Here is a 21981-nt window from a genome sequence, read left to right as displayed (position 1 = left end):
CGTGTAGAAACTAGATGGATTCTACACGAAGAGTCAACTAAGGTCGGCACCATGACCGACGGCGAGCTCAAGCCCGCGCAGCGTGCGAGGCTACATTATCTGGACCAATGCCTCACCTGGCTGGGGCAGGCGAACAGGCGCGACCTGATCGAAAGGTTCGGCATCTCCAACGCGCAAGCGGCGGTCGACTTTCGAATTTACATGGAGCGCGTGCGCCCGCCCGCACCGTCATATGACCCTGTTCGCAAAACCTATGTGGCGGACCGGGCGCATCGCGGACTCGAAGATACGACCGAGTCGCCTTCGCTTGAAGCGATATATGCACAGGCCCACCCGGATTTTGCGCGGCTTCCCGGACCGACCCGGCAATGCCCGGCGCCGGTGATGCGTGAGCTCAACCAGGCGATCGAAAGGCGCTGCTTTGTCGAGATCGATTATGTGTCGATGTCGTCCGGCCGCCGCGATCGCCAGTGGATCGCCCCCGCGCATATCGCGAGCGACGGCGAGCGATTGCATGTCCGGGCCTGGAGCCCAGATCGCAACGAGTGGCGCGACTTCCTCCCCGTGCGGGTGTCGGACGGCAGCAGTTTCAATATGCGCCCGATCGAGGAGACGCTACCGCCGGACGAAGACTGGGACATGATTGTGGAGGTCCGCTTGCGGCCCAGAGCGGATTTGACTGCGGAGCAGAAGCGGGCGGTTCGGCTCGAATATGGCTTCGAGGGCAACGATCTTCGCTTCGAGACGCGGCGAGCGCTCGAATTCTACATTGAGCGGCGTTGGGGGCTTGATCGCCCCGGCGCCCGTCTCGAGCGGTATTGACCGCGCGATGGGCGGCAACGTCACCATCGATCCCCGCGAGCGGGCAACCCCGGTCGATGATCCCGCGATCATCGAAGCGCGCAGTCGGCGCACCGGACGGCTGCTCGACGCCAAGCGCCTGATCGGCTCTTTCGATTATGCCTCAGCCATTCGCCTGAGGGGCGTCCTGAAGAACGCGGCCAGTCGTGGGCGGCCGCGTCTGGTCTGCCCGATGTGCGGCGTCACGCTGTTTCTGGCGAGCAGCATGCGCAAGAATTTTTACCTCCGGCACCGTTCGGAGGACGGGTCCTGTCCGGCCGTCACTCATAGCGGTCTGACCGAGGCGGAGATGCGCGCCATGAAATATCGCGGCGCACAGGAGAGCGACGCACATCTGCGCACCAAAGAGCTGCTGGTGCGCAGCCTCGCGGCAGACCCCGGTTTCTCAGATGTGCGGGTGGAGGCGACCTGGCGCGCAAGCGAGGGGCTGATTGGGCTGCGGCGTCCCGACGTGTCGGCCCGGTGCGGCGATCTCCGAGCCGCGTTCGAGGTGCAGCTCAGCACGACCTTCCTTGATGTGGTGCTCGGGCGAAAGCGCTTCTACCGCGACGAGGGCGCAGCGCTCGTTTGGATCCTGCCGAGTTTCGACCCGAGCTACCGGCGAATGACGACCGACGACATCCTGTTCGGCAACAATTCGAACATCCTTGTCGTCGACGAGGCGACGGTCGCGGCGTCCATCGCGGCGAGCCAGCTGATCGTGCGCGCGTGGCACAGACAGCCGCGGATCGAGGGCGAGCATATCGTCGACGACTGGGTCGCGCGCCTCGTTGCGTGGAGCGATCTGCTTATCGATGTCGATCGCCAGACCGTCTGCGCGTTCGATTTCGCAGCGGCCGAGAGCGCGGCAATATCGGAGCTTGCGCAGCTGCGGGAGCAACAGAAGGCGGCAAAAGAGGCGATGTGGCGCGCCGCTGCGGTGGCGGCCGAGCAGGAGTTGCGAACAGAGATTTTTGAGTGGGCCTTGGCCGAAGACCGGGTTGACGACCTGGTCGGCTATTATCGTCGTTGGCCCGAGCTAAACTATGATCTGGCCGCCTATTGCGCAAACCTTCTTGGCACGCCTTCGGACGTGCGCGTGCCTATCCGGATGGTGAAGGTGATCGAGACAGCAAAAGCGGGAAAGCCCGTGGGATTTGGGTACGACACACTCGTGGAGGTGGCGCACCATCTTTTCCATCAACGTCCGGAGCTGCTCATGGGCTTTGGCCACCTGCTGCGCGCTTACGGACATCACCACCTTCTTGCCGAACAGGATTCCAGCGGGAAGTGGGCGGGCAAAGTCTCCGCCAACCGTGAAGCGATGCGGCGCGATCCGCACTTCCGACTGGCCGATGACGAGCAGCGCCTTTTCGACTTTCTTTCAGAGGATCTTTGCCGGAAACCGGCGGCGGGGGAGGGTGGCAAATGACGGAAGCACGTCTGTTCGATCTCAACATCGAGAAGATCCTCGAAGCCTGGGAAAGCGCCCATGCGGTTCGGGAGCTGATCGCCAACGCAATCGACGAGCAGCAGCTCAGCGACACCAATGACATCGAGGTATTCAAGGCGGACGATGGCAGCTGGGTCATCCGCGATTATGGTCGCGGGCTGCGCTACGAGCATTTCACGCAGAACGAGAATGCCGAGAAGCTTCAGAATTCCGGCAAGGTGATCGGCAAGTTCGGTGTCGGCCTGAAGGATGCGATGGCGACGCTCCATCGTAACGGTGTCCAGGTCGAGATCCGCTCGGCGCATGGTGAGATCACGCTCGCACAGGTGGCCAAGCGCGATTTCGCCGATGTCGTCACCCTGCACGCGGCGGTGCAGCCACCTTCCGATCCAACGATGACCGGCACGATGATTGTGTTGCGCCGGTTGAGCGACGAGCAGATGGACAAGGCCAAGGGCTTTTTCCTCCGCTTCTCCGACGAGGACCTTCTGGAGAGCACCAAGATCGGTGACATCCTGCGCCGCAAGCCGGGCGCGGTGGCGAGGATCTATGTCACCGGTCTGCTGGTCGCCGAGGAGGAGAACTTCGCCTTCTCCTACAATATCACCGCGCTTACTGAGCCGATGCGCAAGGCGCTCAACCGCGAACGGACCAATGTCGGCCGCACCGCCTATACCGATCGCGTAAAGCAGATGCTGCTCAGCGCCACGGCAAGCGACGTCGCCGAAGAGCTGGCGCGCCAGCTCCAAGCGATGCAGTCCGGTGAAGGGAGCGACGAGGTTCGGTGGAAGGAGGTCGCGATCCATGCGGTACGGATCCTCAGCGTCAGCGGCGACTATCTGTTTGTGACCGCAGACCAGCTGATGAGTAATTCGTCAGCCGTCGACCATGCCCGTGGTGACGGTATCCGCATCATCACGATCCCGGATACGATCCAGCAGGAAGTGTCGGGGATGACCGATCTGTCAGGCGCGCCGATCCGCGACCTCGGCCAATATCAGTCGGAATGGAATAATAGCTTCGTGTTCGATTTTGTTGAGCCGAATGCACTAGCACCCGGCGAGCGGGCGGTATTCGGCCAGGCGCAGGCGATCGTCGATCTGGTGGGCGGACTCCCCGCCCGCGTGCACGCGGTTCGAGTCAGCAATACCATGCGCGTCGATTTCGAGACCGGGAGCGATGCTCTCGGCCTGTGGGATGGCGCGACCAATTCAATCGTGATCCGACGCGACCAGCTGTCTTCCATACCGGATTTCGCCGGCACGCTGCTTCATGAGGTAGTCCATGCTCGGTCTGGCTATGACGACGTGACCCGCGATTTCGAGAGCGCACTCACCGAGGTGATTGGGGCGACAGCTGCGGCGGCGCTGGCGACGAATGCGGTCCCGCCTGCGGCCGTCGAAGCGAAGTTCAGTCTGCGTAGAATGCTCGGTCGCTGAGAGCCTAGCGTGAAGGAATAGACCTGCTGGTGAGCAAACTTAATGGACCAACAGGTCAACGTGGCCCTCAACTGCGCCACTTGCGAGGCGCGGTCGCGAACCTCGTGGGCAGCTCCGGAGGAGGCACATGCTTTTTTCGATCTGCTGCGTTGGTACTTGATGTTCCAGGCACCGAGCTGTGCTTCGGCGTTTTGGCGGGAGCAACTGACGAAGAACGCGCCGCGAATCCGGAGGCGTCGCCCACCCGGTTTATCCATAGCTGGGTAGAGCGAGGTGCTACGGTTTACTCGCCGACTCAGATTGAACGAGAAGGCGAGCTGATTCCCTGGCCGAAAGCGTTCTATTATGAAACCAACGGGGTCAACGACGCGCGTACGATCAAGCGCCCTGCGCTTCTAAAGATTTCGGAAGAGATCGGCTTGTCGGCACACTTGCGCCTCGGTCGACCGCTGAAAACCGATGCATCATTCGTGTTTCGTCTGCTTGATACGGCGGGGCTGCCTTATGCAATCTCTCAAGACGGCGGGTTGGTGCCGCCGGAGTTTGGCGGGACCTAACAGGGCTTACCCCAGATCTCCATATCTGAGGTTCGCGTCTAACACTTTATCAGAGGGTGTTTCGGTAAAGTAGACCCTTGAATGCTGCGTCCGGCGCCGGTGTGGCGGCGGCCGGAGCGTATTCGGCGATACGCTTAACAGCGCGCAGCAGCGCCTGCTTATAGATCGACGACTTGCCGTCTGACAGCACGAGGGGAAGCGCACCGGGACGCGACGGAAATGCGTGTCCGGCAGGGTCGTGCCCGCACCTCTATCGTCAGATCAGGCCCAGATTGCTTCCTGATCCCAGCCCGGCAGAAAGCCTCCTTGGACTAGATTTGCGAACGGCATGGCGGGGAAGGTGAGCCAATGCGTCTTCATGCGGCCTCCCCAGGTGGTGCCAGCATTGATCCGCTTGACTAGATAGCTCGCGACGGCCGCTGCGCCATAAACACGGCTGCGGCGCACCACATCGGACCCGATATGGACCATCTGCGGTGCTTCGAATTGCTTAGGCACCTGCGGCTGATTGATGATGCCAGCGTTCCAGAGACGGGCGTGATGCGCGCTGATGTTACGCACGAAGGCGAGCGACCTGATCCAACTTACCAGAGTATCGGGGAGCAGGCCGTAGCGCTTGGCGATCGCGAAGCGATCATTGGGATGCGCCATCTCGAGCAGCCAGGACAGCGTCCCGAAATCCCACGCCTCGACGGCCATCCAGATCGGCGCCGGCGAACTGTAGGTGGCGAAAAACTCCATCACCCAATCGTCTTTCGAGCGGGTGATGGACTGATCCGCCTTGGTTAGCCAGCCTTGGTGGCGGGTGCTGCCTTGGAGCTGCTGGTTCGCGCGATAGGTGTCGAGAAAAGCCGGGGAGCGATGCGCCCACGGATCGCGCTTGCCGAGCGCGTGCGCGAGATCCACGCGCAGCGCGACCTCGATGCGCTCGATCGCATCGAGGAACAGAAGGCGAAGCTGCTTGTCAAAGAGGTAGAGGTCGACGGCGTGGCGGAACTCGGCGCCTGGCCGGAACTGATCGCTGCGGACGGTCCGCGTCGCATCCGCGGGATCAGGGACGATCTGCTGGAACGGTTGCCAATAGGGCGTGAGGCGCCCGTAGCCGATCCGCTGAAGATGGTGGGTGGCCTTGGCCTGGTCGGTGACGCCCAAGCCGCGTTGCATGAGGAGCGCGAGCTGGTCGGCAAAACTGAGATGGGGTTTGGTATAGGGCGGAAGCATTCGCCCTGATATGAAGAAGGCCGCCCCTTGATGCCAGAAGCAACAGCGGGGACGGCCATGTTGAGACCGATATATGCGCGTGCGCATTAGGATTCAATGAAAAATTGAAACTGGCTAAACCTCGGCGTGTCACCCTAGCCGCGCTCCACCCAAGCGGATCAGCTACGGCGACGCTCCGGTCACCGTAGCCAGCTATCCATATATCGTCTATGCTGGATATATGGATAGCGAATCAGCAATTTCCGCCTTAGGTGCACTGGCACAAGGAACGCGCCTCGATGTGTTCCGGCTGCTGGTGAAGTACGAACCGGATGGTCTTGCTGCCGGCGAAATCGCCCGCCAACTCGACGTGCCGCAAAACACAATGTCAGCGCATCTCGGCATCCTTGCTCGCGGCGGTATCGTGCGATCCGAACGGCATAGCCGCTCGATCATTTATCGCGCCGACCTCGACGCGCTGCGGTCCCTTACCTTGTTCTTGGTCAAAGATTGCTGCGGCGGGCGTGCGGAGCTGTGCGCGCCGCTCGTCGCCGAACTGGCGCCTTGCTGCTGATGGAGTCCGCCATGTCCGATCGCACGTTTAACGTCCTATTCCTGTGCACGGGCAATTCCGCCCGCTCGATCCTCGCCGAAAGCGCGCTTACGAAGCGCGGGGGTCAGTTCCGTGCCTTCTCGGCTGGAAGCCATCCCAAGGGAGCGGTGAACCCTGACGCCCTCGCGCTCCTTGCGGATATTGAATACCCGATTGAAGGGCTGCGCTCGAAAAGCTGGGATGAGTTTGCGGTGCCCGGCGCGCCTGTCATGGATTTCGTTTTTACCGTCTGCGACGATGCTGCCGGCGAGGCATGCCCGGTTTGGCTGGGGCATCCGGTTACGGCTCATTGGGGGATCGAAGACCCCTCTTCGGTGCAAGGCAGCGATATGGAACGTCGGCGCGCATTCGTCACGGCGCTGCGATACCTCGAAAACCGGATCGCGCTGTTTGCGGCCCTGCCGATCGAGAAGCTGGAAGCCTCCGCGCTGCGCGCCAAGGTGCGCGAGATAGGGCAGGGGGAAGGCGCATCCTCACCCCGTTCGGACGTCGCGTGATGGCAACCGATATCGTCATCTATCACAACCCCGAATGCGGAACGTCGCGCAACTCCCTCGGTCTGATCCGAAACGCCGGCATTGAGCCGCATGTCATTGAATATCTGAAAACCCCACCCTCGCGCCCGCTGCTAGTCGAGTTGATCGATCGCGCCGGCATTACACCCCGCGAGCTGCTGCGCGAGAAGGGGACACCCTATGCAGAGCTTGGTCTGGGCGACACGTCGCTTTCTGACGACGCGCTGGTGGATGCGATGATGGCGCACCCGATCCTCATCAACCGGCCCTTGGTCGTCTCGCCGCTAGGCGTGAAGCTCTGTCGCCCTTCCGAAGCCGTGCTCGATCTGCTTACAAGCGACCAACTCGGTGCGTTCGCGAAGGAAGACGGGCAACAGGTAGTTGATGATTCGGGTCAGCGCGTCGCCTGATGCTCCTTGCCGTACTGATCTTCGTCGCGACGATCGCGCTCGTCATTTGGCAACCCAAGGGCCTTGGCATCGGATGGAGCGCAATGGGCGGGGCTGTCGTGGCGTTGCTCGCGGGCGTCGTTACGCTGTCCGACGTGCCGGTGGTGTGGGGCATCGTCTGGAACGCGACAGCCGCGTTCGTCGCGATTATCGTCATAAGCCTGCTGCTCGATGAGGCCGGGTTCTTCGAATGGGCGGCGCTGCATGTCGCCCGCTGGGGCAGGGGGCATGGTCGTCGGCTGTTCGTCCTGATCGTTCTGCTGGGTGCGGCGGTGTCTGCGTTGTTCGCAAATGATGGCGCTGCGCTGATTCTGACGCCAATCGTCATTGCCATGCTGCGGGCGCTGGGCTTCAAGGACAAGGCAACGCTGGCGTTCGTCATGGCGGCGGGGTTCATCGCCGATACGGCCAGCCTGCCGCTCGTCGTCTCGAACCTCGTCAACATCGTGTCGGCCGACTTCTTCAAGGTCGGCTTCGGCGAATATGCGTCCGTGATGGTGCCGGTCGATCTGGTGTCGATCGCCGCCACGCTGGGCGCGCTGCTGTTATTCTTCCAGCGCGACATTCCGCAAGCCTATGACGTGGCGGCGCTACGCGCCCCCCGTGAAGCCATCCGTGACGCCGCGACCTTCCGTGCCGGGTGGATCGTCCTCGGGTTGCTGCTTGCTGGTTTCTTCCTGCTTGAACCGCTTGGCGTGCCGGTCAGCGCCGTTGCCGCTGCCGGCGCGATCCTGCTGCTGGTGATCGCGGGCCGTGGCCGCGTGATCCAGACCGGCAAGGTGCTGCGCGGTGCGCCGTGGCAGGTCGTGATCTTCTCCCTCGGCATGTACCTTGTCGTCTATGGCCTGCGGAATGCTGGCCTGACTGACCATCTGGCGGCGCTGCTCGATCGCACCGCACAAGGGGGCGTGTGGGGAGCGGCCCTGGGAACAGGCGTCATCGCGGCTGTCCTGTCTTCCGTGATGAACAACATGCCGACGGTGCTGGTGGGGGCGTTGTCGATTGACGCCGCGCACGCCACGGGCGCGGTCAAGGAAGCCATGATCTACGCGAACGTGATCGGCTGCGATCTCGGCCCCAAGCTGACGCCGATCGGTTCACTCGCGACGCTTTTGTGGCTCCACGTTCTCGGCCAGAAGGGCATTCGGATCGGATGGGGGTATTACTTCCGTGTCGGGGTTACGATCACGGTGCCGGTGCTGCTCGTCACGCTCGCCGCGCTTGCCATCAGGATCAGCATTGCATGACAGGGTTGCTCCTTACCGCGCTATGCCCGGCCTCGGGCCGCTATTTCGTGAAAGCGCTCTGATGCCGCTCCGTTACCTTCCCGAGCCCGACAATCTGCCCGCGCTTGATCGGCGCTATGCGATCCAACGGCCCGCACTCGGCCTCGGTGCGGGTGATCCGGCGCCGCGAATCCTGCTGCTCTACGGCTCCCTGCGCGAGCGATCATTCTCACGGCTGTGCGTCGAGGAAGCGGCCCGCCTGCTGCAATTCTTCGGGTGCGAGACGCGCATTTTCGACCCTTCCACGCTGCCGTTGCCCGATCAACATGCCGGCGATGATCATCCGGCTGTCCACGACCTACGCGAACTGTCGATGTGGTCAGAAGGGCATGTATGGTGCAGCCCCGAACGTCATGGCCAGATTACCGGGATCATGAAGCTGCAAGTCGATCACCTTCCACTGTCGATGGGCGGGATGCGCCCGACCCAAGGGCGCACGCTCGCGGTCATGCAGGTGTCGGCCGGGTCGCAGTCATTCAACAGCGTCAACACGCTGCGCGTTCTCGGCCGCTGGATGCGGATGGTGACGATCCCAAATCAGTCGAGTGTCGCCAAGGCGTTCAACGAGTTTGACGACGCCGGTCGCATGAAGCCCTCCAGCTATTACGACCGGATCGTAGACGTGATGGAGGAATTGGTGCGGTTCACGGTGCTGCTGCGCCCGCACAGCGCTCAGCTCGTCGATCGCTACTCGGAACGCAAGGATGCCGGCGTGCTCATCAATACGGCAACCGATCTGTCGAGTATCGCCACTGCTCCCCAGCAATAGCGTCTGGCCCGCGTCGTCTGGGAATGCGCCGATCGATGTTTGCTTGGCTTCAATCGGGGGAGAGGTTAGCGCCAGGAGGACAGGGCCACATACCGCTTAAGTCCGAAAGTCAGGCGTGATGCACCATATTCAGTTTGCCGATCTCGGCCTCACCCCAGTTGCGCTGTCCCTTGGCCCGCTCGACCTGCGCTGGTATTCGCTCGCCTATATCGCGGGCATCGTTATCGGTTGGTGGTATTTGCTGCGACTCCTCGCACAACCCGTCGCTGCGATGATCCGCACGCAAGCCGACGATCTGGTGTTCTATGCAACGCTCGGCGTGATCCTGGGCGGGCGGCTCGGATATGTGATCTTCTACGGTCCCGAGATGATCCTCCATCCCCTGCAGATCTTGAAGCTGTGGGATGGCGGCATGTCGTTTCACGGGGGCGCTGCCGGTGTCTCGCTCGCGCTGATCCTCTTCGCGCGTCGGCACGGCTTAGATTGGTTGCGTGTCCACGATTATGTCGCCTGCACGGTGCCGATCGGCTTGCTATTCGGCCGCCTCGCCAACTTCGTGAATGGTGAGCTGTGGGGAAGGCCGTCCGATCTGCCGTGGGCGATCGTATTCCCGGGAAGCCATGACGGCCTCGCCCGGCATCCAAGTCAACTCTATGAGGCCGGACTTGAAGGGTTGGCACTGTTTGCCGTGCTCGCCTGCTTGTTTTGGTTCACGAATGCCCGCCGTCGGCCCGGTATGCTGGTCGGGGTGTTCCTCATCGGCTATGGACTGGCCCGGTTCACGGTAGAGTTTTTCCGCGAGCCTGATGCCCAGCTCGTCGGTTTCGCGGCGCGAACCGGCCTCCACATGGGTCAGTGGCTCACCTTGCCGATGTTCGTCGGCGGATTTTACCTGATTGCCACATCTGCGGGCCGCATGCGTCGCTTGGATTCAGCGACCACCGTCTCGCAAATATGACCGACCCACGTCGCATCATAGTCGCGCAAATCATCACTCGCAGGCGCGCCCGCCTGCTAGCGCGAGACTTTCGGGGGTGGCTGCGCGCCAGCGAAGCATCGTTCATCGTGCTGGCAATCGGCATTGGCGGGGCTGCAGGCCTGCTTAGCGTGGTGCTGGGCGCGCTCGCGCGGACTCTGCAGCACTTGTTATTCGCGCTACCCCCGAACACGCGATTAAGCGGCGTCGCGGCTCTCGGACTGCCGAGCCTAATCGTTCTGCCGCTAGGTGGCCTTGTCTTCACAGCGTTCGGATACGCGACCCGTGCTCGCAAGCGCCGCCTGGTGGACGCGGTCGAGGCTAATGCCCTGCACGGCGGGCGCATGTCGCTCCCGGATAGCCTTGTCATTTCAGGGCAAACGGTTCTCTCGAATGGCTTTGGAGCGTCGGTCGGCCTCGAAGCCGCCTATGCGCAAATGGGCGGGGCCGTAGCATCGGTGCTCGGCGGTTGGTTGAAGCTGCGTCGTGCCGATCAACGAACGCTGGTCGGGGCCGGGACGGGCGCGGCTATCGCCGCCGCGTTCGGCGCTCCTCTAGCGGGGGCATTCTACGCATTCGAGATCGTTATCGGGGCTTACACGCCGTCGGCGATTGCACCCGTGGCCGCTGCAGCTCTGGCCGGTGCGCTCGTCGCGCAGACTTTCGGGCAGCAACCCTATCTGATCGACGCTGCCTCAAGCGTCTCAGTCGAGACGCACCATTACCTGATCTACGCGGGGTTGGGCGCTATCTGTGCGCTGCTTGGGATCGTACTGATGCGCGCCGTGGCGCTGGTCGAGCATGGAACGCGACGAACGGGGATGCCGGAATGGGCGCGCCCCGTGCTAGGCGGCCTGTTGTTGATCCCGATCGCGATAGTGTCGCCACAGTCCCTCTCGGCCGGGCACGATGCGCTTCACGCTGATCTGGCGCTCGGCGCCTCGCTCGGTTTCATCCTGATCGTGCTGTTCGCCAAAAGCGCCGCGTCGATCGTATCGCTCGGATTTGGATTTCGGGGCGGGCTGTTCTTTGCGTCGCTGTTCCTAGGAACGCTGATCGGTCACCTCTTCGCCGAAAGTCTGACATTGATGGTCGGACATCCCGTGGTTGATCCGCGCAATGCCGCGCTAGTGGGGATGGCGGCGTTCGCCGTCGCGGTCGTGGGCGGGCCGATGACGATGGCAATGCTTGTCCTGCAAGCGACGCATGATTTTTCTCTGACGGGGGCGGTCATCGCTGCGTCCTTGGTGTCCTCAACCATCGTGCGCGAGCTGTTCGGCTATTCGTTTTCGACGTGGCGACTTCATCTGCGCGGCGAAACTATCAAGAGCGCGCGCGATGTGGGATGGGTGAAGACCCTCACCGCAGGGCGGATGATGCGAAAGGAAACCAAGCCTACGCCCGCCTCCATGTCGATCGCGGAGTTTCGGCGTACCTTCCCGCTCGGATCGACCAGCAGGGTTGTCTTGGCCAACGCGCAAGATGTCTATGCCGGTATCGTAGTCGTACCGGCCGCCTATGCGGAAGGGCTCGATCCGAACGCCAGCGTCGCCACACTCGCCTCAGGGCACGACGTGGCGCTGACGCCGGATATGGACATAGCCGCAGTGATGACGAATTTCGATGAAGCACGCACCGATGAACTTGCCGTGTTGTCGGCCGATCGTCATGTGCTCGGCCTCGTCTCGGAAACCTATGTCCGGCGGCGCTATACTGAAGAGTTGGAAAAGGCACAGCGCGAGCTTTTCGGCGAGCGCTGAACTCCACGAGCGCCGCCCGAGCCCGTCACCAAAGGTTGTCATGCAGGCATATATAGGGTAGGGGGGTATGATATGGCTCACTTGTCCGAAACGAATGCTGATCTGGTGGCGCGCGTGCGCCGAATTGCGGGACAGGTCGGGGCGGTCGAGCGCGCACTACAATCGGATTCCTCCTGTTCCGACGTGCTGCACCTGGTCGCGGCGGTGCGTGGTGCGGTGAATGGCCTCATGTACGAAATCATTGCCGAGCATCTGGAAGCGCATGTGTCCCGCGCAGGGCTCGATGACGCCGAGCGGGCGGCCGGCGCCAAAGAATTGCTGGCGGTGATCCGCCGCTACTCCAAATAGGACTTCCTCATGGCGACATTGCCCGAAATCGAAGCCGTTGCGCACGATCATGTATTCCTGGGTGCGGCGCACGACGACAACGCGCGCCGCACCTTGTGGGTCGTGGCGCTCACCGCCGGGATGATGGTGGTCGAAATTGTCGCCGGATACCTGACCGGCTCAATGGCGCTGCTCGCCGATGGCTTTCACATGGCGACGCACGCGGGCGCGCTCGGGGTTGCCGCGGCTGCCTATGCCTATGCCAAGCGCCATGCCTCCAACCGGGCCTACAGCTTCGGCACGGGCAAGGTCGGCGATCTGGCCGGGTTCGCGTCGGCGATGGTGTTGGGGCTGATAGCGCTCGGGATCGGCGTCGAGTCCATCCTTCGTCTGTTTCAGCCGATCACGGTAGCATTCGGGGAGGCGACGATCATCGCGGTGGTCGGCCTGGGAGTGAATATCGCCAGTGCCTTCCTGCTTTCGGGCGGGCACCATCACGGGCACGATCATCATGGGCACGACCACGGCCATGCTCACGACAAGCATGGCGGCGACAACAACATGCGCTCGGCTTATATTCACGTCCTCGCCGACGCGCTCACCTCTGTCCTCGCCATCGCCGCGCTGCTGGCGGGTCGTTATCTCGGGTGGGTCTGGATGGACCCAGTGATGGGGATTGTCGGCGCGGTCGTGATCGCGCGATGGTCATGGTCGCTGATGCGCGACACGGCCTCTGTGTTGCTCGATGCGACCGATCATCATGTCGAGGAGGAAGTGCGCGAGCTGGTCGAAACGCCCGGCGACGCGCGCATCACCGACCTTCATGTCTGGCGTGTCGGTCCCGAAGCGCACGCTGCGATCGTCAGCGTCGTGGCTGGGCGGGGCGTCACCGGCGACGAGATCCGCGCCCGGCTCGCGCCCGTCCACGAACTCGCGCACCTCACGGTCGAGTGTCGCTAGAACCGCGCGGAACCCAACGAAAGGAAGACGCCGTGTTGGACTCAACGAAGCGGGAACTAGTGAGCAAGGTGCCCGCTGTGACGCTGGGCTTCTGGCTCATCAAGATCCTCGCGACCACGCTCGGCGAAACGGGCGGCGATACCGTCTCGATGACGATGAACCTCGGCTATCTGGTCGGCACCGCGATCTTCCTGACGGTGCTGGTCGCCCTGGTGTGGTGGCAAGTGGCGGCGCCGCGCTTTCACCCGTTCCTCTATTGGGCGACGATCATCGCCTCGACGACGGCGGGAACGACGATGGCGGACTTCGCCACCCGCTCGCTCGGTATCGGCTATACCGGAGGATCGGCACTGCTGCTCGGCTGCGTGCTGGCCTCGCTGATCGTCTGGTATCGGACACTCGGATCGATTTCGGTCGATACCGTGCGCGAGCCGAGGGCTGAGTTGTTCTACTGGATCACAATTACATTCTCGCAAACATTGGGCACTGCGCTCGGCGACTGGACGGCCGATACCGGCAACCTCGGCTATATCGGCGCCGCGATCATATTCGCGGGGCTGCTTGCCGTACTGGCGCTGCTATTTTACACGACAAACGCTAGTCGGGTGCTGCTGTTCTGGGCGGCGTTCATTATGACGCGCCCCCTCGGGGCTGCAGTCGGCGATTTCCTTGACAAACCGCTGGATCACGGCGGGTTGTCATTTAGCCGGCCGTTGGCGTCCGCCGTTCTGACCGCTGCCATCGTGCTTCTTATCATTGTTCTGCCGCAACGCGCCGGGCAGCATCCCAAGCACGTGGTCCTCGACTGAGCGCGCATCGCTCTGGATCGAACGCTGTCGAGACTGGGGCAGTCTTCTTGCGATGCCTTGCTGTATGCCGACATAGCGTGGCTAACGAATCTTGGTACTGCAGCGTGCAACTCTCATCGAGTTCACGGTCACCAAGGGCTGAACTTGCGTCTCTCGGCCGTTAGCAGACCTGTAGGATCGGCTCAGGAGGCCAGACGCGCGAGTATCGGACATTCGGGTCGCTCATTGCCGTGGCAGCCTTTTGCCAAGTCGAGCAACGCTTCCCGCATGGCGTTGAGCGCATCCGCCTTCCGCCCAAGGTCGGCGGCGCGCGATTCCGCCAACATCTTGACCTCCGAACTGGCGCGATCGCGATCGGACCACAGACAAAGCAGCTGTCGGATTTCTTCGATCGGAAAGCCGAGATCGCGGGCATTTGCAATAAAACGAAGCCGATGGACGTCGGCTTCGCTGTAGTCGCGATAGCCACTATCCCGCCGCGCGGCCGACGGGATGAGGCCGATCTTCTCATAGTGGCGGATCATCCGCTGCGAGACCCCGCTCGCGCCCGACGCGCCACCTATGTTCACAACGTCACCCGATTAAGGCGGAGCGCGTTGGTGACCACGCTGGCCGAGGACAATGCCATCGCCGCTGCCGCGATGATCGGGGAGAGGAGGATGCCGAAGATCGGATAGAGCAGCCCCGCTGCGATCGGGATACCTGCGGCGTTGTAGATGAAAGCGAAGAACAGGTTCTGACGGATATTGGACATCGTCGCCTCGCTCAACCGGCGCGCACGGACAATGCCGTTCAGGTCACCCTTCAGCAGCGTCACGCCCGCGCTTTCAATCGCGACATCGGTGCCGGAGCCCATCGCGATGCCGACATCAGCCGCCGCGAGCGCAGGCGCGTCATTGACCCCGTCGCCGGCCATGGCGACGATACGGCCCTCAGCCTTCAGTCGCGCGACTACTGCGCTCTTTTGATCCGGCAGCACTTCGGCTTCGACATCGTCGATCCCGAGCTTCCGCCCAACCGCTTGCGCCGTAGTGCGATTGTCGCCCGTCAGCATCACAACCCTTATGCCCTCCTTGCGAAGCGCCGCGATGGCCTCGGCTGTCGTCGCCTTGATCGCATCGGCAATGGCAAGAATTCCGGCCGCCTGCCCGTCGATGCCGAGGAAGATGGCGGTCGCACCATCCTGGCGCAGTTCGTCCGCCTGCCGCTCGAGTGCGCTGACGTCGATCCCGCTTTCTGACAGGAAACGGGCGTTGCCGAGCGTGATGCGCTTGCCATCCACCGTGCCGATCGCGCCCTTGCCGGTCGGTGAATCAAAGTCGGTGACCTCGGGAAGCGCAATCCCCCTATCCTTGGCGGCGGCGACCACGGCCAGTGCCAGCGGATGTTCGGACGCCCGCTCGACGCCGGCGGCGAGCCGCAGCACCTCGGTCTCCTGATAGCCTGCCGCGGGAATGATGCGGGTGACCGATGGCCGTCCCTCGGTCAGCGTGCCTGTCTTGTCGACGACCAGCGTGTCGACTTTCTCCATCCGCTCCAGAGCTTCGGCATTCTTGATCAGCACGCCGAGCCCAGCGCCCCGGCCGATGCCGACCATGATCGACATCGGCGTCGCCAGCCCCAAGGCGCAGGGGCAGGCGATGATGAGGACGGCGACGGCGGCGATCAGGCCATGGGCGAGGCGCGGCTCCGGCCCCCAGATACCCCATACTCCAAAGGCAATGAGCGCGATCAGCAGAACGGCGGGCACGAACCATCCCGCGACCTGATCGGCCAGTCGCTGGATAGGTGCCCGCGAACGCTGCGCGTCAGCGACCATCTGGACGATGCGCGCGAGCATCGTGTCGCGGCCGACCTTCTCGGCGCGGATGACGAGCGCGCCGCTCTGATTGATCGTTCCGCCGATGACCACGTCGCCGAGCGCCTTCGTGACCGGCATCGATTCTCCCGTCACCATTGACTCATCGAGCGAGGATCGGCCCTCCTCGACCTTCCCATCGACCGGCACCTTTTCACCCGGTCGAACGCGGAGACGATCGCCGACAGCGACCTGGTCGAGCGACACCTCCTCGTCATCCCCGTTCGCGCCAATGCGGCGCGCGGTCTTGGGCGAGAGGTTGAGCAGCGCCTTGATCGCGCCTGAGGTCCGTTCTCGGGCACGTAGCTCGAGCACCTGTCCCAGCAGCACGAGAACGGTGATGACGGCGGCGGCCTCGAAATAGATTGCGACTGTGCCGTCCATCATCCGAAACGCTGCGGGAAAGATCCTCGGAGCGAAGGTTGCGACCACGCTATAGGCCCAGGCCACGCCCGTCCCCATTGCGATGAGCGTGAACATGTTGAGGTTGCGCGTCCGGATGGACACCCAACCGCGTTCAAAGAATGGCCAGCCTGCCCAGAGTACGACCGGGGTTGCCAGCGCGAATTGCAACCATCCCGATAGACGGGCCGGCACAAGATCGTGCAGCGCCGGGAACAGGTGGCTGCCCATCTCCAGGACAAAGACCGGGATCGTGAGCAACAGCGCGATCCAGAAACGCCGGGACATATCCAGCAGTTCGCCGCTTGGCCCGGTGTCTGCCGTCACGAGGTCCGGCTCGAGCGCCATGCCGCAGATCGGGCATGGCCCGGGATGGTCTTGGCGGATCTCCGGGTGCATCGGGCAGGTCCAGATCGCGCCTGGTTGGGCGACCGCCGCCTCTGTGTCACCCGCGGACAAGTAGTGCACCGGGTCGGCGGCAAACTTCGTGCGGCAGCCGGCGCTGCAGAAATGATAGTCCTCGCCGTCATGCGAGGCATGATGTGGCGTTGCCGTGGGATCGACCATCATGCCGCAAACCGGATCCTTGGCCGTCTTCGCGTCGGCGTCGCCGCCGTGTTTGCCCGCGCAGCAGCCGTGCGCACCAGAATTGCTCGCTGGAAGAGGATCAGTCACAGGCTCGTCTCCTTATCGACGAAGGTCAATCTGGGGTCTGACATCATGTCAGGGTCAAGCCCGGCCCACATTTATTTTTGCGCGCGTACCTTGGCGCGTTCCCACGTCAGCCGGACAATAGATTGTGGATGGCCGTCGCGGCCTTGGCCGCCTGACCTGCCGCGACCGCAATTTGATCCAGCCCTTCAACCATGTCGCCGGCAGCAAATAGGCCGCCGACCGTCGTTTGCTGATGCTCGTCAACCACGATGCAACCTGCCGGGCTCAGTTCAGCGCCAGCCATTCGCGCCAGTTCCGAGCGAGGAGAGGTTCCAAGGGCAACATATAGGGTGTCGAACGGGAGCAATTGGCCATCAGTCAAATGGGCGAGCAAATTCTCACCATCGATCGACAAGTCCCGGATTGGCGCGCGTTCGACCGCAATACCGCCTCGAGCCAGATCTGCCTCTTCGGCGTCCGACAGTTGCGAGCCGTCTTGGGCGAGTAAGGTCACGGTGTCGCTGTAGTGGCGAACGAACAGAGCCTCGGCCGCACCATGGTCGGAGCAGCCCAGCACGGCCACTCGCTTGCCGCGGACCTCATAGCCGTCGCAGATCGGGCAATAGCGTATCAGCCCTTGGGCAACGGCTCGATCATGCGGCTCCTGCGCCATTCGCGGTCGATGATTTGTCACGCCTTGGGCAAGTAATATTGTTCGCGCACCGAAGATTTCCGCTTTCGTTTCGACGACGAAACCCTTCTCGACGCGGTCGATGCGCTCGACCTCTCCGGTGACCAATTCGGCACCGTAGCGGGTTGCATGTTGATGCATGCGAACAAGCAGATTCCTGCCAGAGATACCGTCTGGAAAACCGAGGAGGTTATGTGTCGTCGGGATGGAGGACGCCCTGCCATCGCCAGCATCGATGACCAGCGTAGAACGCAGAAACCGGCCTAGATAGGTTGCGGCTGTAAGCCCCGCAGGGCCGCCGCCTATGATCACGCAGTCGTACATGCCTGCCTTTCGCTGACCTCGGTCGTCAATGGTATTACGCGGCACGCCGCTCCTTCCCTCGAAGGCGTGCGCGTTCCGCGAAAAAAAAGCAGTAGCCCGTGAGGGGTAAGCCCCGTTGCTGCGTAAATTGAGATGAAGCCCATCGCCAACTGGATGGACAGCTCAGGTGCCCACGGGTCGCAGCGTGGCGCGGGGGCGAGCGGACGTGGCGAAGACGGATTGGAATTACCGATCGCGCTCCATTGTCGCTCGCCCCGCAACAACCACAGGTCGCAGCGTCAGGGCGACGACACCATCATCGACGGGGGAAGTTGGAGACCTACAGCCCTTTTTCGGTCTCGATGGGCCACGCGCTTTGGGTGATCATGGTTGTCGCTGGTCTCGCGCTGATACTCATGTTGGTGGTCGGGCTCATTATCTCGCGGACTTGGAAATCGCCTATCTCCCTTGTGGCGAGCTCGACCGGCACAAAGAGGCGATTTCCCGTGCCCTGCCGTAAAGACCATTACATCCCGGATGCAGGCGGGGCCAACAGGCCCAACCAGGCAACGAGGGCAAGAATAGCGAGGGCGCATCCGGTCTCGATGGCGAGGCTGCGGCGGAGTGACCCTATCGCCAAAGATGCGTTGCCGGTTTCAATGGCCGCAGCAAGGGAGGGCGTCAGGAAGAAGCGATTGGCGGCGGCCAGCATCAGCATGACGCCGAAAAGTATCAGCTTTCCGGCCAACAGTAGACCGTAGAGACTGGTAAAAAGTGATCCGAGCCTGGACGGTCCGATCAGAATCCAACTGTTGATGAGGCCCGACAGAATAAGCAGCGCCACGACAGCCGATCCGATCTTTGCAAAGCCATCCAGCGCACGGTGGGAGAGGTGGATATGATCTATCGCCATGCGGGCGCTAGGGCGGAAAATGAGAAGGCAAAGGGCGAAGAGGGCTCCTGTCCATATACCCGCGGCCCACAGATGGGTGATGTCGGCGCCAAGATGGATCCATCCCCGCAAGCCTTCATCGGCCGCGCCGTGACCGGTCCAGGCCAAGGTTGCGAGAGCGAGAGCGGCGGTGGTCGACAACGACCACAGCGCGAAAGCCGGGCGACGCCATCCGACGATGGAAAAATACAGCACGAGCAGGAGGGCCGCGACCCGCACTTGCCATACCGTGCCGATCGCCGTGCCCGATATCAAAAGAGAGACCGTGGCCCGGTCAACCTGATTGAGCGGGACGCCTGCCATCGAGGCCGCCAGCACCATCATGCCCAGGATCGATAGTCCGATGCCGGCCAGTGCTATCGTCGCCAAGACCGAGCGGAAGCGCAGGACCGAGCCGGATGCTCGCTCGGCCCCGCGCAACGTATAGAGGCCGAACATCGGCATCCCGAAGAGGAGCATGAGATCGAGGTAAAGCCCTAGCCTGACCGTGATCGCTATGATGTCCGGCACGCTCTTACTGGACCTTGAAGGTATAGCTCCCCTGGATGCGATGGGTGTCGGCAGAGACGACGTGATAGTCGACCTTGTAGGTTCCAACCGGCAACGGCTTGGCAAGCGCGGCCACGAGCGTCTTGCCATCGGCAGCCACGGTCGCCGTGACGCCGTTCATCTTCATCGGCCCCATCTTCATGCCGGGCATTTCGGTCATCGTCAGGTCGATCCCGGAGAATTGTGCGACCAGTGCTTCGGAAAAGACGAGCTGGATCCTGGTCGGGGCCGTGGTGACGGCATTCGCCGCGGGGGTTGCGCTATTGAGCTTGGGGTGTGCCTGAACAGCGGTAGCGGCGAAGACAGACGCCGCCATGGCGACGGTAAAAGTTGTTTTACGAAACATCGATTTCTCCATGGGCGGCGAGACTGCCGACAAAGCGATTTACGCACCGTGCGGCGTGACCCCTCACTTTGCCTGCAAGATTTCTTCAATGTTGGGGCGCCAACGGGTTCGCGCCGTTGATCTGCGCGGCGGATGAGGGATGAGCGCTCGCCGTGCGTATGGTCAATTGGATGGGTGTGAGGATCACTGAACATCCAGGGACGCTTCTGCTCGGGAGGACGTGGTGGAACATTCGAGGACGGCATGGCGGCGGAAGCATTTTCCGAGCATGGGCTTCATTGCTGTGACGGCGCTGGTCGGCGGTGCACTGGCTGGGATCGTCGTATATGTGGGCGCCTATGACATCGGGGCGGATTCGCCGCACACCAGACCGGTCTATTGGCTGATAGAGCAGCTTCGTGATCGATCGATCGCCGTCCGGTCTCGCAACGTGAGCGTCCCGGCCAACTTAGCGGACGTGAAACGGCTGCAGAGCGGCGCAGGACTTTACACCGAGATGTGCAGCGGCTGCCATCTCGGGCCGGGTTTGGAAAAGTCGGAGGTCAGCCAAGGTCTCTATCCCAGGGCTCCGGAGCTTTTCCGGGAACAGCAGCGATCGGCAAAGGCGCAATTCTGGATCATCAAGCATGGGGTCAAGCTGACTGCGATGCCGGCCTGGGGTAAAACGCATAGCGACGAATTGATCTGGGACATGGTGGCTTTCGTGCGGCAACTGCCCAAGATGACGCCCGCGCAATATCAGGCAGCAATTGCCAGTGCGCCCGAAGACCATGATGCGATGATGAAGGATATGCCTGGCATGAAAAAGATGATGCCGTGACAATGTGTCAGCCTGCCGACAAGTCATCCTTCAGCCAGGCCGACCGCTCGGGTGCGATATGGCTAAGGGCCGATCGAGCGAACGGCGGAGCGGGCGGCCTCGTGCCAGCGCGCTGACCAGATAGAGATTAGGATTTTGCGATGAAAACAGACTTGGATGGGCTTTTGATCCGCTTGCGCAATGAACCGGAGCATCCGGGCCTGATCGGTCTGGAAGAGGCCGTGTTCAGGCGTATTGCCGCATTGCCGCAGGTTTCGACCGGTTCTCAACTCAGGCTCGGCGCGGTCGCGGCTTTTGGTGCGGTGCTGCTCGGTATCGCCAGCAACGGGTTCACGCCGCGTGCCGAGGCATCGGTAACACTTTCGCCTTTCGGGCCATCCAATCCGCTTGCTCCCTCGACCCTGCTGGCGGGCCCTCAATGAGGGCAAAATTGCTTGTTCTGGTAGCAGTCGTCGCCTTTGTCGCAGCCGTTGCGGGCGTGTTCCTCGGCCGTCACTTCTTCCCCCAGCCCAAGGCAGCCGGTGTCGAACTCCACGACGTGTTGCACAGCAAGCTCGACCTGAACGACCGTCAGAAGGCTCAGATCGAACTGCTTGAGCAGCGCTTTGCCGTGCGCCGACGCGCACTGGAGCTGGAACTGAGAGCGGACAACGCGCGTCTCGCGGCCGCGATCGAAGCCGAACATGGCAACGGACCGGGTGTCACGGCGGCCGTTGATCAGTCGCATCAGGCGATGGGCGAGCTGCAGAAGGAAACGCTTGGCCATATCTTCGCCATGCGCCAGATATTGCGCCCTGATCAGGCCAAGACCTTCGATCAGGCGGTGGTACATGCGCTCACCGACGATGCTCGGTGAGTCTGGATCTCCAGGCGTGCTCGGACGGTGAACTTGCGACGCTGACGCTCGCGGGTCGGCAAGCTGCCTTTGCGGAAATAATGCATCGGCACCAAACCGCTATCTTCCGCCTGGTTCGCGGTATGATTGGCAATGCCGAAGAGTCGCTGGACCTTACCCAAGACTGCTTCGTCTCGGCGTTCGGCCATTTGCGGAAATATGATGGCGCCCGGCCGCTGCGTGCATGGTTGTCGCGGATCGCGATCAACAAGTGCCGTGACTGGCGCCGCCGCCAGAAGGTGCGGCAGCTCTTTACGTTCAGCTCAACGACGTACGCCGATGAAATCGAACAGGTGCCGGACGAGGCACCTTCGGCCCATGCCAGCGCTGCGTCGAAATTGGAACTTAAGCAGTTGGCCGCCGCAATCGGCACGTTGCCCGCTTCGTTGCGGGAGGTTCTACTGCTTCGCACCGTCGAAGGGCTGAGCCAGTCGGAAGCCGCCACCGCGCTTTCAATTAGTGGAAAGGCCGTTGAAACGCGCCTGTACCGCGCGCGGGCGCGCCTCGCGGAAATCTTGGCCGAGGAATGAGGGGTGCGCCTCGCTGGCGCGTAAGGAG

Annotated in this window: 24 protein-coding genes; 18 read left to right on the top strand and 6 right to left on the bottom strand. The window is 62.4% G+C overall.

The features are described from left to right. The first annotated feature begins 51 nt into the window (after positions 1-51). From NL2_RS11590 to NL2_RS21180, 4 genes are read left to right on the top strand one after another with little or no spacing between them, the layout of a single operon-like run. Positions 52-822, top strand: a complete 771-nt coding sequence (locus tag NL2_RS11590) for a BrxR family transcriptional regulator (protein ID WP_068075218.1) — start codon at positions 52-54, stop codon at positions 820-822. Beyond that, positions 788-2272, top strand: coding sequence for a DUF6035 family protein (locus tag NL2_RS11585; RefSeq protein ID WP_218006111.1), 1485 nt, complete (start codon positions 788-790; stop codon positions 2270-2272). The genes NL2_RS11590 and NL2_RS11585 overlap by 35 nt, the downstream gene beginning before the upstream one ends. Next, complete coding sequence (locus NL2_RS11580) at positions 2269-3732, top strand: ATP-binding protein (protein WP_068075212.1); 1464 nt, start codon at positions 2269-2271, stop codon at positions 3730-3732. Before NL2_RS11585 ends, NL2_RS11580 begins: the two co-directional genes overlap by 4 nt. Positions 3733-3761: 29 nt before the next feature. Then, entirely contained in the window at positions 3762-4289 is a 528-nt protein-coding gene (locus NL2_RS21180) for a hypothetical protein (protein ID WP_157083142.1), read from the top strand. Between the two features lie 261 nt (positions 4290-4550). Here NL2_RS21180 and NL2_RS11575 read toward each other — a convergent pair whose 3' ends face one another. Next, a complete protein-coding gene (locus NL2_RS11575) occupies positions 4551-5510 on the bottom strand; it encodes an Abi family protein (protein ID WP_068075209.1) in 960 nt (319 codons plus the stop codon). Between the two features lie 220 nt (positions 5511-5730). On the opposite strand from NL2_RS11575, the gene NL2_RS11570 reads away from it, so the two are divergent. From NL2_RS11570 to NL2_RS11525, 10 genes are all read left to right on the top strand, one after another. After that, positions 5731-6063: an ArsR/SmtB family transcription factor gene (locus NL2_RS11570; protein ID WP_068075206.1), complete on the top strand. Its 333-nt coding sequence runs from the start codon at positions 5731-5733 to the stop codon at positions 6061-6063. A gap of 11 nt (positions 6064-6074) precedes the next feature. Next, positions 6075-6599, top strand: coding sequence for an arsenate reductase ArsC (locus NL2_RS11565; protein WP_068075392.1), 525 nt, complete (start codon positions 6075-6077; stop codon positions 6597-6599). After that, complete coding sequence (arsC, locus tag NL2_RS11560; protein WP_068075203.1) at positions 6599-7027, top strand: arsenate reductase (glutaredoxin); 429 nt, start codon at positions 6599-6601, stop codon at positions 7025-7027. Before NL2_RS11565 ends, arsC begins: the two co-directional genes overlap by 1 nt. Beyond that, entirely contained in the window at positions 7027-8313 is a 1287-nt protein-coding gene (locus NL2_RS11555) for an arsenic transporter (protein WP_068075201.1), read from the top strand. The genes arsC and NL2_RS11555 overlap by 1 nt, the downstream gene beginning before the upstream one ends. Before the next feature lie 61 nt (positions 8314-8374). Continuing rightward, positions 8375-9121 carry an arsenical resistance protein ArsH gene (gene arsH / locus NL2_RS11550; RefSeq protein WP_068075389.1) on the top strand — a complete coding sequence of 249 codons (747 nt, stop codon included), beginning with the start codon at positions 8375-8377 and terminating at the stop codon, positions 9119-9121. Positions 9122-9239: 118 nt separating this feature from the next. Continuing rightward, positions 9240-10079: a prolipoprotein diacylglyceryl transferase gene (gene lgt, locus NL2_RS11545; RefSeq protein ID WP_068075197.1), complete on the top strand. Its 840-nt coding sequence runs from the start codon at positions 9240-9242 to the stop codon at positions 10077-10079. Continuing rightward, on the top strand, positions 10076-11857 hold the full coding sequence (locus NL2_RS11540; protein ID WP_084356047.1) for a chloride channel protein: 1782 nt from the start codon (positions 10076-10078) through the stop codon (positions 11855-11857). Before lgt ends, NL2_RS11540 begins: the two co-directional genes overlap by 4 nt. A gap of 72 nt (positions 11858-11929) precedes the next feature. Continuing rightward, positions 11930-12205, top strand: coding sequence for a metal/formaldehyde-sensitive transcriptional repressor (locus NL2_RS11535; RefSeq protein ID WP_068075194.1), 276 nt, complete (start codon positions 11930-11932; stop codon positions 12203-12205). 9 nt (positions 12206-12214) lie between these two features. Beyond that, positions 12215-13144: a CDF family Co(II)/Ni(II) efflux transporter DmeF gene (gene dmeF / locus NL2_RS11530; protein ID WP_068075191.1), complete on the top strand. Its 930-nt coding sequence runs from the start codon at positions 12215-12217 to the stop codon at positions 13142-13144. 59 nt (positions 13145-13203) lie between these two features. Further along, complete coding sequence (locus NL2_RS11525; protein ID WP_245647663.1) at positions 13204-13953, top strand: COG4705 family protein; 750 nt, start codon at positions 13204-13206, stop codon at positions 13951-13953. Between the two features lie 182 nt (positions 13954-14135). Here the strand turns inward: NL2_RS11525 and NL2_RS11520 are convergent, their stop codons facing one another. The 5 genes from NL2_RS11520 to copC form a co-directional block, all read right to left on the bottom strand. Continuing rightward, on the bottom strand, positions 14136-14522 hold the full coding sequence (locus NL2_RS11520; RefSeq protein ID WP_068075188.1) for a Cu(I)-responsive transcriptional regulator: 387 nt from the start codon (positions 14520-14522) through the stop codon (positions 14136-14138). Next, positions 14519-16783, bottom strand: coding sequence for a heavy metal translocating P-type ATPase (locus tag NL2_RS11515; RefSeq protein ID WP_245647668.1), 2265 nt, complete (start codon positions 16781-16783; stop codon positions 14519-14521). Before NL2_RS11515 ends, NL2_RS11520 begins: the two co-directional genes overlap by 4 nt. Positions 16784-16994: 211 nt before the next feature. After that, positions 16995-17882: an NAD(P)/FAD-dependent oxidoreductase gene (locus NL2_RS11510; RefSeq protein ID WP_068075182.1), complete on the bottom strand. Its 888-nt coding sequence runs from the start codon at positions 17880-17882 to the stop codon at positions 16995-16997. A 505-nt stretch (positions 17883-18387) separates the two neighbouring features. After that, complete coding sequence (gene copD, locus NL2_RS11505) at positions 18388-19323, bottom strand: copper homeostasis membrane protein CopD (RefSeq protein WP_068075179.1); 936 nt, start codon at positions 19321-19323, stop codon at positions 18388-18390. Positions 19324-19327: 4 nt separating this feature from the next. Further along, a complete protein-coding gene (gene copC, locus NL2_RS11500) occupies positions 19328-19708 on the bottom strand; it encodes a copper homeostasis periplasmic binding protein CopC (RefSeq protein ID WP_068075381.1) in 381 nt (126 codons plus the stop codon). Positions 19709-19976: 268 nt separating this feature from the next. On the opposite strand from copC, the gene NL2_RS11495 reads away from it, so the two are divergent. The 4 genes from NL2_RS11495 to NL2_RS11480 all read left to right on the top strand — a co-directional run bounded on the left by NL2_RS11495 (position 19977) and on the right by NL2_RS11480 (position 21953). Beyond that, positions 19977-20528 carry a c-type cytochrome gene (locus NL2_RS11495; RefSeq protein WP_068075176.1) on the top strand — a complete coding sequence of 184 codons (552 nt, stop codon included), beginning with the start codon at positions 19977-19979 and terminating at the stop codon, positions 20526-20528. A gap of 140 nt (positions 20529-20668) precedes the next feature. Further along, a complete protein-coding gene (locus NL2_RS11490; protein ID WP_068075173.1) occupies positions 20669-20950 on the top strand; it encodes a hypothetical protein in 282 nt (93 codons plus the stop codon). Continuing rightward, on the top strand, positions 20947-21384 hold the full coding sequence (locus NL2_RS20785; protein ID WP_084356046.1) for a periplasmic heavy metal sensor: 438 nt from the start codon (positions 20947-20949) through the stop codon (positions 21382-21384). Before NL2_RS11490 ends, NL2_RS20785 begins: the two co-directional genes overlap by 4 nt. After that, positions 21381-21953 (top strand): RNA polymerase sigma factor, encoded by a 573-nt coding sequence (locus NL2_RS11480; protein ID WP_068075166.1) that lies wholly within the window; start codon positions 21381-21383, stop codon positions 21951-21953. The genes NL2_RS20785 and NL2_RS11480 overlap by 4 nt, the downstream gene beginning before the upstream one ends. Positions 21954-21981 lie beyond the last annotated feature (28 nt).

This window comes from Novosphingobium lentum NBRC 107847 (assembly GCF_001590965.1).
Taxonomy (GTDB): domain Bacteria; phylum Pseudomonadota; class Alphaproteobacteria; order Sphingomonadales; family Sphingomonadaceae; genus Novosphingobium; species Novosphingobium lentum.
Note: the sequence above shows the minus strand (reverse complement) of the source record. Positions and strands in the feature narration are given on the sequence as shown.

Excerpts from the sequence above, each read along its gene's own strand:
- dmeF (WP_068075191.1), top strand. The coding sequence starts at position 12,215 with ATGGCGACATTGCCCGAAATCGAAGCCGTTGCGCACGATCATGTATTC.
- NL2_RS11565 (WP_068075392.1), top strand. The coding sequence starts at position 6,075 with ATGTCCGATCGCACGTTTAACGTCCTATTCCTGTGCACGGGCAATTCC.
- NL2_RS11590 (WP_068075218.1), top strand. The coding sequence starts at position 52 with ATGACCGACGGCGAGCTCAAGCCCGCGCAGCGTGCGAGGCTACATTAT.
- lgt (WP_068075197.1), top strand. The coding sequence starts at position 9,240 with ATGCACCATATTCAGTTTGCCGATCTCGGCCTCACCCCAGTTGCGCTG.
- NL2_RS11510 (WP_068075182.1), bottom strand. The coding sequence starts at position 17,882 with ATGTACGACTGCGTGATCATAGGCGGCGGCCCTGCGGGGCTTACAGCC.
- NL2_RS11555 (WP_068075201.1), top strand. The coding sequence starts at position 7,027 with ATGCTCCTTGCCGTACTGATCTTCGTCGCGACGATCGCGCTCGTCATT.
- NL2_RS11540 (WP_084356047.1), top strand. The coding sequence starts at position 10,076 with ATGACCGACCCACGTCGCATCATAGTCGCGCAAATCATCACTCGCAGG.
- NL2_RS11515 (WP_245647668.1), bottom strand. The coding sequence starts at position 16,783 with ATGATGGTCGATCCCACGGCAACGCCACATCATGCCTCGCATGACGGC.
- copC (WP_068075381.1), bottom strand. The coding sequence starts at position 19,708 with ATGTTTCGTAAAACAACTTTTACCGTCGCCATGGCGGCGTCTGTCTTC.
- NL2_RS11575 (WP_068075209.1), bottom strand. The coding sequence starts at position 5,510 with ATGCTTCCGCCCTATACCAAACCCCATCTCAGTTTTGCCGACCAGCTC.
- arsC (WP_068075203.1), top strand. The coding sequence starts at position 6,599 with ATGGCAACCGATATCGTCATCTATCACAACCCCGAATGCGGAACGTCG.
- NL2_RS20785 (WP_084356046.1), top strand. The coding sequence starts at position 20,947 with ATGAGGGCAAAATTGCTTGTTCTGGTAGCAGTCGTCGCCTTTGTCGCA.
- NL2_RS11535 (WP_068075194.1), top strand. The coding sequence starts at position 11,930 with ATGGCTCACTTGTCCGAAACGAATGCTGATCTGGTGGCGCGCGTGCGC.
- arsH (WP_068075389.1), top strand. The coding sequence starts at position 8,375 with ATGCCGCTCCGTTACCTTCCCGAGCCCGACAATCTGCCCGCGCTTGAT.
- NL2_RS11580 (WP_068075212.1), top strand. The coding sequence starts at position 2,269 with ATGACGGAAGCACGTCTGTTCGATCTCAACATCGAGAAGATCCTCGAA.
- NL2_RS11490 (WP_068075173.1), top strand. The coding sequence starts at position 20,669 with ATGAAAACAGACTTGGATGGGCTTTTGATCCGCTTGCGCAATGAACCG.
- NL2_RS11570 (WP_068075206.1), top strand. The coding sequence starts at position 5,731 with ATGGATAGCGAATCAGCAATTTCCGCCTTAGGTGCACTGGCACAAGGA.
- NL2_RS11495 (WP_068075176.1), top strand. The coding sequence starts at position 19,977 with ATGGGCTTCATTGCTGTGACGGCGCTGGTCGGCGGTGCACTGGCTGGG.